Below are 13679 nucleotides of genomic sequence, written 5' to 3' on the forward strand. Positions count from 1 at the left end.
TATCAGGCGCTTTGCGCAAAGGCAACCTGTCGCAGTGGCGTGTCGCCTTTATATAACCGAGCCTGCTGCAGGCCAACAAAGAGGCGCTCGCCGCGAACCGGCGCAGCCTGGGAACCCTCGACTACCAGCGTTACAGGCTCCTGTCCCCAGCCGGATGGCTGTGCCACTACCTGCCAGAAATGACCACGCGGGCTGACCTCCAGGATTTGCACGGGCAGTGGCGTTTCAAGACTGCTTTGCGGGCTGACGTCTATCTCCCAGGGACGCAGAAACAGCTCCACGGCTCCCTGATGTGCCGATGCATAACCCAGTGGCCAGTGATGTGCGCCTACCTGGAATTGGGCGCCATGGACCTCGCCATCAAAGCGGTTTATCTCTCCGAGGAACTCCAGCACAAAGCGCGTTGCCGGATCGCGCCAGACATCGTCCGGGGTGCCAACCTGCTCAATATTGCCCTGGCTCATCACCACCACCCGGTCGGCCACTTCCATCGCCTCCTCCTGGTCATGGGTAACAAACACGCTGGTAAATTTGAGTTCCTCATGCAGCTGCCGAAGCCAGCGACGCAGCTCTTTGCGCACCTGCGCATCCAGTGCACCAAAGGGTTCGTCCAGCAGAAGTATCTGTGGCTCGACCGCAAGCGCACGTGCCAGAGCGACCCGTTGCTTTTGGCCGCCCGAAAGCTGCGCAGGAAAGCGGGATGCAAGATGTCCCAGCTGTACCATCTCCAACAGGCGGGTAACCTTCTCTTTAATCACCGCAGACGATGGCCGCTCACGGCGCGGAAGTACCGTCAGACCGAAGGCGATATTATCGAACACCGTCATATGGCGGAATAACGCATAGTGCTGAAAAACAAAGCCGACCTGACGATCGCGCGCGTGCAGATGGCTCACATCCTTACCATGAAAGCTGAGGCGCCCACTGCTCTGATTTTCCAGACCGGCAATAATGCGGAGCAGCGTCGTTTTTCCTGAGCCGGAAGGCCCCAGTAATGCCACCATCTGGCCGGAAGGGATATCCAGCGAAATATCGTTCAGCACCCGGGTGCGACCGAATGATTTGTTAATGCTACTGATTTCAATGCTCATGATTCCCCTCCTGTTCCAGACGCTTATGCTGATGCTCTAACCGCCACTGCACAGCACTTTTGACAAACAGCGTCGCTATTGCCATCAGGGTCAGCAGGCCAGCAGCCGTAAACGCGCCAACAATGTTGTAGTCCTGATGAAGTAATTCCACCTGTAGCGGCAGCGTATAGGTTTCGCCGCGAATGGAGCCTGACACAACTGAGACTGCACCAAATTCGCCAATCGCGCGGGCATTAGTTAACACCAGCCCGTAAAGCAGCGCCCAGCGTATATTAGGCAGCGTCACCCGGCAGAACATTTTCCAGCCGGATGCCCCCAGCAGTATTGCCGCTTCATCTTCATTGCTGCCCTGACTGAGCATGACCGGCACCAGTTCGCGGACCACGAATGGACAGGTGACGAAAATCGTTACCATCGCCATGCCCGGCCATGAAAACATCAGCTGAATGTTATGCGCATCCAGCCAGCCACCCGCCGGGCCATTAACGCCCCAGAAGAGCAAATACATCAGGCCTGCCACCACGGGCGACACGGCGAAAGGAATATCAAAAAGCGTCAGCAAAAGCTGGCGGCCAGGAAAGTCAAATCTGGTGACCAGCCACGCCAGCAGCGTCCCGAACACCAGGTTCACCGGCACAGTAATCAGCGCCATCAGTATCGTTAGCCAAATCGAATGCAGCATATCGCCGTCTTTGATATTGCTTAAGATGGCGCCAATGCCGCCGGAGAACGCACTGACAAAAATAGCAATCAGCGGCACCACCAGCAGGCCAAGTGAGATTACCATCCCCAGTGCAATGAGAACCCATTTTCCCCAGCTGGCGCGGCTTTGCCGGATACTGTTAAGTGCGGTGACATCCGCCATTAGTGACCTCCAATACGACGGCCAAATCGGCTCTGTAAAGTATTAATCGCAAACAGCAGCAGCAGCGAGGCGGCAAGAATGACTGAGGCAATTGCGCTGGCTGCGGGATAGTCAAATTCCTGGAGCTTGACGAATATCATTAGCGAGGTCACTTCGGTTTTCCACGCAATGTTCCCGGCGATGAAGATGACTGCGCCAAATTCTCCCAGGCTTCGGGTAAAAGAGAGAGCGGTACCTGCCAGCAGCGCCGGAGCCACTTCCGGCAGCACCACGCGTCGGAAGCTCTGCCACGGCGTGGCCCCTAAGGTTTCCGCGGCCTCTTCGTATTCCGGCCCCAGCTCTTCCAGCACGGGCTGTACGGTTCGCACCACAAAGGGAATGCTGGTGAAGGCCATCGCTACGGCAATGCCCAGCCAGGTGTATGACACTTTTATATCAAACTGGGCTAACCACTGGCCGTACCAGCCATTGACCGAGAACAGACCCGCCAGGGTCAGCCCGGCTACCGCAGTCGGCAAAGCGAAAGGCAGATCCATCAGGCCATCAAGCAGGGCGCGGCCCGGAAAACGATACCGCGTCAGGATCCAGGCCATCAGCATGCCGAAAAAGGCATTAAAAACAGAGGCAGCGCCTGCTGAAAGCAGCGTGACTTTATAGGCGGCGATCATTTGTGGGTTGGTCACCACCTGCCAGTACTCATTCAGCGTCATTTTCGAGAGCTGCATTAATAATGCGCTGATCGGTAACAAAAGAATCAGGCAGGTAAAAAACAGGCTGCTGCCGAGGCTGAGTCCGAAGCCAGGCAGCACGCGCTTACTTTTGGAGGCAAACATTACTGATGTCCTGCTGCTAATAATTTATCCAGCTCACCACCGTTAGCAAACTGGGTTTTCATCACCTGCTGCCAGCCGCCGAAGGCCTCTTCTACCCGAAACAGGTCAACCTGAGGAAAGCGCTCCTTCTGCTGCGCCATCAGTTTTGGATTGTTCACACGGTAGTAATATTGCGTCATGATCTTTTGCGCAGGTGGGCTATAGAGATAATTCAGGTAGGCTTTCGCCGCCGTTTCGGTGTGGTTAGCCGCGACATTCGCGTCAACCCAGGTTACCGGGAATTCAGCAAGGATGTTGCTTTTCGGTACGATGACTTCGTAATCCCCTTTCGGGTACTGATTACGAATATTGTTGACCTCAGATTCGAAGCTTATCAGCACGTCTCCCAGCCCGCGCTCAACGAAGGTGGTGGTCGCCCCGCGCCCGCCGGTGTCAAGAACCTGAACATTTTTAACAAACTGCGTCATAAATGCTGCCGTTTTTACCCGATCCCTGCCATCAGCCCTGTCGGCAGCCCCCCAGGCGGCAAGCCAGGTGTAGCGCCCATTACCTGAGGTTTTGGGGTTAGGAAAAATCAATTTCACGTCGTTTCTGACTAAATCGCGCCAGTCATGAATATTTTTTGGATTACCCTTGCGAACCAGGAAGGCCATCGTCGAATAAAAGGGTGAGCTGTTATTGGGCAGACGCTGCTGCCAGTTTGCCGGAATAAGGTTACCGCGATCGTGCAGGATCTGGACGTCGGTTATCTGGTTGTAGGTGACCACATCCGCCTTAAGGCCCTGCAGAATGGCGAGCGCCTGTTTGGAGGAACCTGCATGAGACTGTCTGATAGTCAGTTCGTCGTTGCTGTGCTGCGCGTTCCACTGCTGTTCAAAAGGCGCATTCAGGGTGACAAACAGCTCACGTGAAACGTCATATGAGCTGTTAAGCAGTTCGGTAGCCTGGGCTGAACTGGCCAGCAGCAGCAAGAGAGCGAAACCGCCTGTGCTTTTTTTCTGGTTCGCTAACGTCATTATCCACCCTGGTCATTCCAACTGGCCGTACGCCTTTGCAGAGCGATCAGTGTATTTATAACCAGACGAAAAGCAGTAACGGTTTTATATACCGTTTGGTGATTTACAAGTTTAAAACGCTATAAGGGTATGGAATTATTTATGCAGGCGGCAGAAAAGGCGTTCGCTCAGGTGACAGTGCTATGTCGTTTGCCAGAAGGCCAAAACCCGCTCCGGAGTTATGGCTGATGCGGGCCAGACGCCGGTACGCCGTAACCCCCTCCCTGGGGGCTTCACCGCCGCCTCCCTGCGGCAGAGCCCCCTCGAACTACAGCGCAGCCAGCTGTGCCAGCGATGGTGCGTAGAAATAGCTGCCGCTGACCGGCTTAGTGAAACGTAACAGCGCATCGAACTTGCCGTCCGCCTCACCAAACATACTCATCAACTGACGCTCGATATTATAAAGCGTGGCGCAGTAGGCCAGAAAGAACAGCCCGCTGGCACCGCTGGCTGTGCCCCAGGGCAAACTCTGACGTAAAATCTTCAACCCTCTCCCCTCTTCCTTCAGATCCACCCGGGAGACGTGGGAGGTCGCGGGGCGGGCATCTCCGTCCAGCTCCTCGTCAGTCACCTTGCTGCGGCCAATAATCTGCTCCTGCTTACTCACCGGCAGGCGATTAAACATGTTCAGATTATGCGCCCAGCGCTGACTGAAGACATAACTTCCCCCCGCATTCTCACCTGCATCAATAATCGCTACGCGCTGGCGCTGCTCCCCTTTTGGATTCTCCGTTCCGTCAACAAAGCCGCTTAAATCGCGATCTTCGAGACAGCGGAAGCCGTGCGTCTCTTCCTCTACATGCCATGCTTCACCAAAAGCGCCCATCGCCGCCTGGGCGAGATTGAAATTCACATCGTGACGAGCGGACTGGATGTGGATCAGAATATCGCGCTGGGTAGCTGGCGCGATACCCTTGCCCAGCGGCAGGAAATCCTTAAGTTCATCCACGGAGTGAGAGGGGTTCAAATCGCGCCACAGTGCGCTGCCAAAAGCAATAACCGCACCGAGTGCGGCATCGGGGAACCGCTGTTGAAGCTGCGCCAGCTGGCGCAAAAACGCCCCGCAGGCATGGCGGATATGCGCCAGATCCCCCCGCACGGTCGCTTCAAGATAAATGGCAAAACGGCAGTGTTCGGGCAAAATGCCGCTCTGAAACTGGAACATCCGGTAATTCTCCCTGGTAAATTGTCTGCAACAGGTGGTGGCAGACAGTTTACCCGGATTTTAAGGCGGTACGTTTTTTGACGGTAAAAATTGTACTTACCTTTGATACTACTCAAAAAAGGGGAAGATTAGCTGCGCCAGATTATTTTGCTGATGGTCCATTTTTTTAATGTATCATCCGCTGGCATCAGGCCTTCAGGACCGTGCCACTCTCCGCGAAACAGATAGCTGATATGCTGACTGCCGGGAGCCTTACACTCCACGCCGTCCGCGTCACTGCCGGTGCCCTTCTGACAGACGTTAAAGGCTTTGCTATAAAGGTCACTAAACGGCGTGCCGATTTTTTTGCCGTCTGTGGTAGCAATATCACTATCCATGACGTCAATACGGGAAACCGTGGTATTCCCGGTCACTTCAACTTTGACCTGCTTCTCTTTAACCGCCTGGAAAAAGGTGACCACGCCGCCATTTTCGCCGCGCATGCCTTTACGCACCTCATAGTTTCCGCTCAGGCCATCGCTAACAGCCGCTTCATTCATTGCGGTAGCGCCATTCAGGCCGCCTACTCCCTGCTCCGTTACTTCCGGTGAAGAACCGAACCAGTGCCATGGAGCCAGACTCGACCAGGAGTAGGTCAGCGGATTCCACCAGGTGGCTCCGCTGCTGGCCTCAGAAGAGGAGCCGCTGCTGGCGCAGCCCGTCAGAACCAGAGCAATGGCAAGAAGCGCCGGGCGAACAGTTTTCATTACAACTCCTGAGATAATCAAAAACGACTAGTGCTATGAGTGCCGATCGACGAAAAAGTTTTATACCGCGTATCCGGCATGACCAATAAAGCCGGACAGGCGGGTTTATTGTCCAGAATGAAGCGGTTTTAACCTGCGTTCCGGGCCGGGTCAAAACAGTCATGCAGACGCTGATTCAGCCACAGATAGCCCAGCGCGAGCAGATCGAAGCCGCTAAAAAGGATTGCCAGCGGGGAGAGATCTTCTTCGCCCAGCCAGAGGGCTATGCCCTGCACCAGCAATGTGGTTAACAGCGTCAGGCACAGCACGCCGCGCCAGGCGCACCACAGGCGGGGAAACCGTTGGCGATACCCGGTCAGCAGCAGTCCCAGTGCGGCCGGAACGCCCAGTCCCAGTCCGGTCCAGAATACCCGGGAGTCAGGATAAAACAGCTCAAGAAGAGAAGCGCTCTGCTGCTTCGAGGCCGCCGCCGCGGCAAACAAAACCCATGTTCGCGCCTGCAACAGCAAAACGGCCCAGAAACCCAGCGGTAGCGTCAGCTGACCTTTAGCATCGTAATCATCGGGAGTGTACGTGTGGATCACCTCAACAACCCCTCCGGCAGATCGTGGGTAAGCTTCTTGCTTAACAAAATATTAGTACTCACGATCTTCAATCAGACGTTTGCCGAGCAAAACGCTGTCCTGCATTTCGTAATCGAGCTTTTCATAAAAGCCCAGCACCGCATCATTCTCCTCGCGCACCATCACGTTGATTTTCGGGCAGCCGCGCGCAATCAGTTTCTTCTCCAGTCGGTTAATCAGCGCATTGGCAAAGCCACGCCCCTGATAGTCAGGGTGAACCCCCAAATAATACGCCGATCCCCGATGACCATCGTAGCCTCCCATCAGCGTACCGACAATTTCACCGCCAACGACGGCCACCAGAAAAAGGTCGGGATCGTGATTAAGCTTTCTTTCGATATCCATTTCAGGATCGTTCCATGGTCGTAACAAATCACACCGCTCCCAGAGCGTAATAACTTCTTCAAAATCGTCCTGGCTGAAAACGCGGATTTCCATGGCGTTGCCCCTGATGTTAATAATAATTTGCTGATTATCACGCTTTCTTCTGCGGGCGCAAGTCTGCAATCCCCGGAAACGGCAAAAAAGCGCCGCTGCATAAGTAGCTGGCTGAAATAAAAAGTAAAAGGTTGCAATAGTTCCCTTCTCGCGCTGGCCCAATTGTTACGATATAACAACAGGCAAATTGTGCCCCGAGGACGCAGTAATGACTAAATTCGGCCTGATGACCCCCTTAACGACCCGCCGCCAGCTGCTGCTTTCCGGCCTGGCGCTGGCCCTTCTGGCCCGGAACCCGGCCAGTGCAAAAGAAGAGCCGCTGCCCAAAGCAGCCTTGCGCAATCCCCGCGCGCATACTTCGCCCCCGCCTGCGGCAGCGGGTAAGAAAATTGTCATGATTGATCCGGGTCACGGCGGTATTGATTCAGGCGCCGTCGGTGAAGAGGGGTCAGAAGAGAAGCACGTGGTGCTGGAGATCGCTAATCATATCCGTCAGATGCTGAGCAGCCATCCCCATATCGAAGCCCGACTGACCCGGGAAAGCGACCATTTCATCCCGCTAGGCGAGCGGGTAGAGATTGCCCATCAGCACGGCGCGAACCTGTTTATGTCCATCCACGCGGATGGTTTCACCAGCCCGGATGCCAACGGTGCATCGGTATTTGCGCTGTCGAATCGCGGTGCCAGCAGCAGCATGGCACGCTACCTCTCCAAAAGAGAAAACGCCGCAGATGAGGTGGGCGGCGTTAAGTCGTCGCAAAAAGATCATTATCTGCAGCAGGTGCTGTTCGACCTGGTACAAACGGATACCATCAAAAACAGCCTGACGCTGGGCAAGCACGTACTGAACCAAATCCGCCCGGTTCACCATCTGCACAGCCAGCATACCGAGCAGGCGGCCTTCGCCGTGTTGAAGTCGCCCTCTATCCCGTCGGTACTGGTGGAAACGTCCTTTATCACCAACCCTTCGGAAGAACGGCTGCTGGGCAGCACGGCGTTTCGCCAGAAAATTGCCAGTGCCATTGTTGGCGGCATTATCAGCTACTTTAATGAGTTCGATGCCAATAACCGCCGCCCATAAAAACAAATTTGACGTATACTGCGCACGTTGTTTTTTAATGCAGGCTAAGCCATGAACGCACCCGATATTGCCCAGGTTAAACAGTTTTTACTGAGTTTACAGGATCGTATTTGTCATCAGCTGGCACAGGCTGACGGTGGCGCCCGGTTTGAAGAAGACAGCTGGACGCGCGAAGGCGGCGGCGGCGGACGCAGTCGGGTTTTGCGCAAAGGCGCTATTTTTGAGCAGGCCGGGGTGAATTTCTCCCACGTTCATGGCGATATGATGCCGGCCTCTGCCACGGCGCACCGCCCCGAGCTGGCGGGCCGAAGTTTTGAAGCGATGGGCGTGTCGCTGGTTATCCACCCGGAAAACCCTTACGTGCCTACCAGTCATGCTAACGTGCGCTTTTTTATCGCCGAGAAGCCGGGTACCGAGCCGGTTTGGTGGTTTGGCGGCGGCTTTGATATGACGCCCTACTATGGTTTTGTAGAAGATGCGGTGCACTGGCATCAGACCGCCTTCGACCTCTGTCAGCCGTTTGGGGAAGATGTTTATCCGCGCTATAAAAAGTGGTGCGACGACTACTTTTTTATCAAACACCGCAACGAACAGCGCGGTATCGGCGGGCTGTTCTTTGACGACCTGAATACGCCGGATTTTGAATACTGCTTCCGTTTTATCCAGGCCGTAGGCCAGGGCTTTTTACAGGCCTATCTGCCGGTGGTTGAGCGGCGTAAAGCGCTAACCTGGGGAGAGCGTGAGCGCGACTTCCAGCTTTACCGTCGCGGACGCTACGTAGAGTTTAATCTGGTCTGGGACCGGGGTACGCTCTTTGGCCTGCAAACAGGTGGCCGTACCGAATCCATTCTGATGTCCATGCCACCGCTGGTACGCTGGGAATATGACTTTCAGCCGCAGTCTGGGTCGCCAGAGGCTGCGCTCTATACTGACTTCCTGCCCGTGAAAGCGTGGGTTTAAACGTTATCCGCAGCGGCCCGCTTATGCGTCGGCCGCTGAGACAGTCCCCCCTGCTGCTCCAGGCAAAATATCCTGGCACACGTCCTGCGCGGCTTCGGGCTTAAGCGCATTCAAACGCGCCACGCCAGATTTGCCCCCCGTCATCCCCGAATGCCCCGTCTGTTCCCCCTGCGCAGGAAGGGACGCCCCGGCGAAAATCTCTGCGAGTGCTACACTTATGGATGCGACGATTTTTACCCGTCAGATTTCCAGTCATTGGGTCAACCCATTGCAACAATCAGAGAAAACGCATTTCCATTACCGCACGTCTGATGCAATGTTTGGCCCAAGAATATAATACCGTGGTGGTGAGACGCGCTGTTATCAGGCGTACCGTCGCGGTGATTTGCTTTGCAGATTGCCCATCAAGGAGCCAAGAGATGAACCAGCTAGACGCACTGAAACAATACACCACCGTAGTGGCTGACAGTGGCGATATCGAATCGATTCGTAACTACCATCCGGAAGATGCCACCACCAACCCGTCTCTGATCCTGAAAGCCTCCGGCCTCGATTCCTACAAGCATCTGATGACTGACGCCATTGACTACGCTAAAAAGCAGGGCGGCAGCAAAGAAACGCAGATAATCAACGCCAGCGATAAAGTCGCCATCAACCTCGGTATGGAAATACTTAAGAGCGTCCCAGGACGCGTCTCTACCGAAGTGGATGCACGCCTCTCATTTGACCGCGGTATGTGTGTCACGAAAGCAGAGAAGCTGGTGAGAATGTATGAAGACAACGGTATTGACCGTTCACGCATTCTGATTAAGCTGGCCTCCACCTGGGAAGGCATCCGTGCGGCTGAAGAGCTGGAAAAAAACGGTATCAACTGTAACCTGACGCTGCTGTTTTCCTTCGCTCAGGCGCGCGCCTGCGCTGAAGCCGGCGTATTCCTGATTTCTCCCTTCGTTGGCCGTATTTATGACTGGTACAACAGCCGTAAACCACTGGACCCCTACGTGGTGGACGAAGATCCGGGCGTGGTTTCCGTACGTAAAATTTACGAATACTACAAGCAGCATCGTTATAACACGGTCATTATGGGTGCCAGCTTCCGTAACGTGGAGCAGATCCTGGCGCTGGCTGGCTGCGACCGTCTGACCATTTCACCTAACCTGCTTAAAGAACTGCAGGCCAGCGATGCCCCGGTTGAACGCAAACTGACGCCATCAACCGAGTGTTTCCACCAGCCCGCACAGCTTTCCGAAGCCGAGTTCCGTTGGGAACATAATCAGGATCCGATGGCAGTGGATAAGCTGGCTGACGGTATCCGTCAGTTTGCCGTTGACCAGCAGAACCTGGAAAACGTGCTGTCCGCCAGACTGTAAATCATTCCAGAATGGGCGGCATTAGCCTTGTAGCCAATCAGGCCGTAGGTAAACCGGGCGATGATATTCGCCCTTAATGCGTTATACCGCCCATTTTATCCCACAAAAAAACCAGGGAGAACAATATGTCTTCACGTAGAGAGCTGGCTAATGCTATTCGTGCGCTGAGCATGGATGCCGTGCAGAAAGCCAAAAGTGGTCATCCGGGCGCCCCAATGGGCATGGCCGATATCGCCGAAGTGCTGTGGCGCGATTTTATGCATCACAACCCGACCAATCCGGCCTGGGCCGATCGTGACCGCTTTATCCTGTCCAATGGCCATGGCTCCATGCTGCTGTACAGCCTGCTGCACCTGACCGGCTATGACCTGCCGATGGAAGAACTGAAAAACTTCCGTCAGCTGCACTCAAAAACGCCGGGCCACCCGGAACTTGGGTACACCCCAGGCGTTGAAACCACCACTGGCCCGCTGGGTCAGGGTCTGGCTAATGCCGTTGGACTGGCGATTGCCGAGCGCACCCTGGGCGCGCAGTTTAACCGTCCGGGCCATGACGTCGTTGACCATCACACCTATGTCTTTATGGGCGACGGCTGTCTGATGGAAGGCATTTCTCATGAAGTGTGCTCGCTGGCTGGTACCCTGGGCCTGGGCAAGCTGATTGGCTTCTACGATCACAACGGCATCTCAATTGATGGTGAAACTGAAGGCTGGTTCACCGACGATACCGCTAAGCGTTTTGAAGCCTATAACTGGCACGTCGTGCATGAAATTGACGGTCATGATGCTGACGCCGTCGCCAATGCTATTAAAGAGGCGCAAAGCGTTACTGACAAGCCATCCCTGATTATCTGTAAAACGATTATCGGCTTCGGCTCGCCGAATAAAGCAGGCAAAGAAGAGGCCCACGGTGCCGCGCTGGGCGATGAAGAGATTGCGCTGACCCGTAAGCAGCTGGGCTGGAACTATCCACCGTTTGAAATCCCACAGGAGATTTACGCTCAGTGGGATGCCAAAGAGGCCGGCGCTAAGGCTGAGAAAGCCTGGAATGAGAAGTTCGCCGCTTATAAAGCCGCGCATCCTGAACTGGCAAAAGAGTACGCCCGCCGTATGGACGGGGGAATGCCGGAAAACTGGCAGCAGGAAACGCAGAAGTTCATCGAAGAATTGCAGGCTAACCCGCAGAAAATCGCCAGCCGTAAAGCGTCTCAGAATACGCTGGAAGCCTGGGGTAAAATTCTGCCTGAATTCCTTGGCGGCTCCGCTGACCTGGCACCGAGCAACCTGACGATGTGGTCTGGCTCTAAGTCCATCAAAGAAGATCATGCCGGTAACTATATTCACTATGGCGTGCGTGAATTTGGTATGACCGCCATCGGCAACGGCATTGCGCATCACGGCGGGTTTGTTCCTTATACCGCTACCTTCCTGATGTTTGTAGAATATGCCCGTAACGCTGTGCGTATGGCCGCACTGATGAAAGCCCGACAGATTATGGTCTACACCCATGACTCTATTGGCCTGGGCGAAGATGGTCCGACCCACCAGCCGGTTGAGCAGATCGCCAGCCTGCGCGTGACGCCAAATATGAGCGTCTGGCGCCCCTGTGACCAGGTTGAGACGGCGGTCGCGTGGAAACATGCGGTTGAGCGTCATCATGGCCCCACGGCGCTGATCCTGTCACGTCAGAATCTGGCACAGCCAGAACGTACCAAAGAGCAGCTGGAGAATATCTCCCGCGGCGCGTACGTGCTGAAAGATAGCGAGGGTACGCCAGATGTGATTCTGATAGCGACCGGCTCGGAAGTTGAAATTACGCTGGGCGCAGCTGAAAAACTGACGGCGGAAGGCCACAAGGTCCGCGTCGTCTCTATGCCTTCAACCGACCTGTTCGATAAGCAGGATGTGGGCTACCGCGAATCCGTATTACCTTCCACGGTAAGCGCTCGCGTGGCCGTAGAGGCCGGAATTGCCGACTACTGGTATAAATATGTCGGTCTGAATGGCGCTATCGTCGGTATGACCACCTTCGGTGAGTCTGCCCCTGCGCCGCAGCTGTTTAATGAATTTGGCTTTACCGTTGAAAACATTGTCAGTCATGCTGAGGCGCTGCTGAAGCCCCACTGATTGTTTTCTGTATGATAAAAGCCCGGCTTCTTAGCCGGGCTTTTTTTGCCCTCCACCCGCCTGCCCCTTACTGTGGTGTCATCTCGACGCTGGCGATGGGTGGCTGTTGCGTAGTCCATAGCGATGGCCAGTCATCACTACCGTGCCAGGCATCGCAGGTACTCTCTTCTGCATAGTCAGCCAGCTCAAACTCCCTGCCATCATACTGCCAGCGCGTCGCCAAACCGCAGTCTCCCAGTCCCCTGCCCTTGTTATAGGTTAACAGCGCGCCACTGCTGGCATCATATTCGGCGTTGACCAGCTCTAACTGCTTTTCGGTATGCGACGGGGGAATAAAGGGTAGCGTCAGCGTCACCCCTTTCGCCACATAGGGCAGCGAACGCGTCACCTCAAATGCTAAATCAATGACGTTGTAAGCGCCCATTTCGCAGCTGATAAGCAGGAGCGCTTTCTGGTCGCTTAGCGGTGCCACACTCACCTCGCGCCGCTGCGGATCAAGCGAGCATTCGTCCGTGTTGATACGCCAGGTACCAAAATCAATCAGCCCCGTTGTCTCATCGCGCGTCAGGGCCAGCGGCGGATGGCTGAGAGGCATAATGACGGGCACGTCAGGTACGGGGGTGACATCCTCGGCGGCGCGGCTGCCCCGTTTTACCCAGGCGCTCATTCCATTAACTCTTCCCTGGATATCATCCATCAGTAGTAGCGCAGCCTTAAGGCCATGTAAGGAAATGCCCGCATCGGGCCGGTACAGTAGCTGAATAGCGCCCGCATCCATCACCTGCTGTAAAAATTCGTCAATTGAGATGGCGTGTGACGTCGTCAGATGATGAGGTTCGACTTCCCAGTGTTTCAGATCGAGCCGGAGCCGCTGCCCGTCAAGCAGCAGATTATCTTTCAGCGGCGCGCCATTAAGCTCACCGCTGTAGGGGTTACCATAATCTATTGAAATAAGGGGGCGGTCGTTGATGCCAGCGTGACGACTGACGGTCATAACCAGACCTTTATCGCCAGGGAAACTTCTGGCCACACAGCTATTAAGGTTATTACAGGTAATCTGCCAGTTAGAAAATATTTTATGCAGCGGCTCGGCGTGCAGCGACAAAGCCGTCAGAAATAATGAAACAAAAGGCAATATCATCCAGTAAGGCATTGATCACGGGTATCCCAGAGTTACGTGAAGCAATAAGCGTAGCCTAATGGTTCACCTTTAGGTGAAGTTTATCAATTGAGCGCCCATATCATGACGCAAAGTTAGAATTACCGGTAAAAAAAGAACCAGTCATTACTGGAGTCATCTTCGCCGCTGACTGAAAAGACCTCAAT

13 protein-coding genes are annotated in these 13679 nt (G+C 54.8%); 4 read left to right on the forward strand and 9 right to left on the reverse strand.

The genetic code is table 11. The features are described 5' to 3' along the window. Positions 1-2 precede the first annotated feature (2 nt). The 8 genes from cysA to ACLRGG_RS13635 all read right to left on the reverse strand — a co-directional run bounded on the left by cysA (position 3) and on the right by ACLRGG_RS13635 (position 6816). Positions 3-1091, reverse strand: a complete 1089-nt coding sequence (cysA, locus tag ACLRGG_RS13600; RefSeq protein WP_416250277.1) for a sulfate/thiosulfate ABC transporter ATP-binding protein CysA — start codon at positions 1089-1091, stop codon at positions 3-5. After that, positions 1081-1956 carry a sulfate/thiosulfate ABC transporter permease CysW gene (gene cysW, locus ACLRGG_RS13605; RefSeq protein ID WP_416250278.1) on the reverse strand — a complete coding sequence of 292 codons (876 nt, stop codon included), beginning with the start codon at positions 1954-1956 and terminating at the stop codon, positions 1081-1083. The genes cysA and cysW overlap by 11 nt, the downstream gene beginning before the upstream one ends. Continuing rightward, the gene (gene cysT, locus ACLRGG_RS13610) at positions 1956-2789 is read right to left on the reverse strand and encodes a sulfate/thiosulfate ABC transporter permease CysT (protein ID WP_416250279.1); all 834 of its coding nucleotides are present in this window, start codon (positions 2787-2789) and stop codon (positions 1956-1958) included. Before cysT ends, cysW begins: the two co-directional genes overlap by 1 nt. Then, the gene (gene cysP / locus ACLRGG_RS13615; RefSeq protein ID WP_416250280.1) at positions 2789-3805 is read right to left on the reverse strand and encodes a thiosulfate ABC transporter substrate-binding protein CysP; all 1017 of its coding nucleotides are present in this window, start codon (positions 3803-3805) and stop codon (positions 2789-2791) included. Before cysP ends, cysT begins: the two co-directional genes overlap by 1 nt. A 307-nt stretch (positions 3806-4112) precedes the next feature. Next, on the reverse strand, positions 4113-5009 hold the full coding sequence (locus ACLRGG_RS13620; RefSeq protein ID WP_416250282.1) for a Dyp-type peroxidase: 897 nt from the start codon (positions 5007-5009) through the stop codon (positions 4113-4115). 128 nt (positions 5010-5137) lie between these two features. After that, positions 5138-5755 (reverse strand): RpoE-regulated lipoprotein, encoded by a 618-nt coding sequence (locus tag ACLRGG_RS13625; RefSeq protein ID WP_416250283.1) that lies wholly within the window; start codon positions 5753-5755, stop codon positions 5138-5140. 128 nt (positions 5756-5883) lie between these two features. Beyond that, the gene (locus ACLRGG_RS13630; RefSeq protein WP_416250284.1) at positions 5884-6339 is read right to left on the reverse strand and encodes a DUF2919 family protein; all 456 of its coding nucleotides are present in this window, start codon (positions 6337-6339) and stop codon (positions 5884-5886) included. A 51-nt stretch (positions 6340-6390) separates the two neighbouring features. Then, on the reverse strand, positions 6391-6816 hold the full coding sequence (locus tag ACLRGG_RS13635) for a GNAT family acetyltransferase (RefSeq protein WP_067708187.1): 426 nt from the start codon (positions 6814-6816) through the stop codon (positions 6391-6393). A 208-nt stretch (positions 6817-7024) separates the two neighbouring features. Here ACLRGG_RS13635 and amiA point away from each other — a divergent pair, with 208 nt between their 5' ends. From amiA to tkt, 4 genes are all read left to right on the forward strand, one after another. Then, positions 7025-7897 carry an N-acetylmuramoyl-L-alanine amidase AmiA gene (gene amiA, locus ACLRGG_RS13640; protein WP_416250285.1) on the forward strand — a complete coding sequence of 291 codons (873 nt, stop codon included), beginning with the start codon at positions 7025-7027 and terminating at the stop codon, positions 7895-7897. A 51-nt stretch (positions 7898-7948) separates the two neighbouring features. Continuing rightward, positions 7949-8857, forward strand: a complete 909-nt coding sequence (hemF, locus tag ACLRGG_RS13645; RefSeq protein ID WP_416250286.1) for an oxygen-dependent coproporphyrinogen oxidase — start codon at positions 7949-7951, stop codon at positions 8855-8857. Between the two features lie 419 nt (positions 8858-9276). Continuing rightward, positions 9277-10227, forward strand: a complete 951-nt coding sequence (gene tal / locus ACLRGG_RS13650; RefSeq protein ID WP_416250287.1) for a transaldolase — start codon at positions 9277-9279, stop codon at positions 10225-10227. A gap of 125 nt (positions 10228-10352) precedes the next feature. Continuing rightward, complete coding sequence (gene tkt / locus ACLRGG_RS13655) at positions 10353-12353, forward strand: transketolase (RefSeq protein ID WP_416250288.1); 2001 nt, start codon at positions 10353-10355, stop codon at positions 12351-12353. 67 nt (positions 12354-12420) lie between these two features. Here the strand turns inward: tkt and ACLRGG_RS13660 are convergent, their stop codons facing one another. Continuing rightward, on the reverse strand, positions 12421-13506 hold the full coding sequence (locus ACLRGG_RS13660) for a DUF1176 domain-containing protein (RefSeq protein WP_416250289.1): 1086 nt from the start codon (positions 13504-13506) through the stop codon (positions 12421-12423). Positions 13507-13679 lie beyond the last annotated feature (173 nt).

Source organism: Erwinia sp. PPS120 (assembly GCF_047918655.1).
Taxonomy (GTDB): Bacteria; Pseudomonadota; Gammaproteobacteria; order Enterobacterales; family Enterobacteriaceae; genus Erwinia; species Erwinia tasmaniensis_A.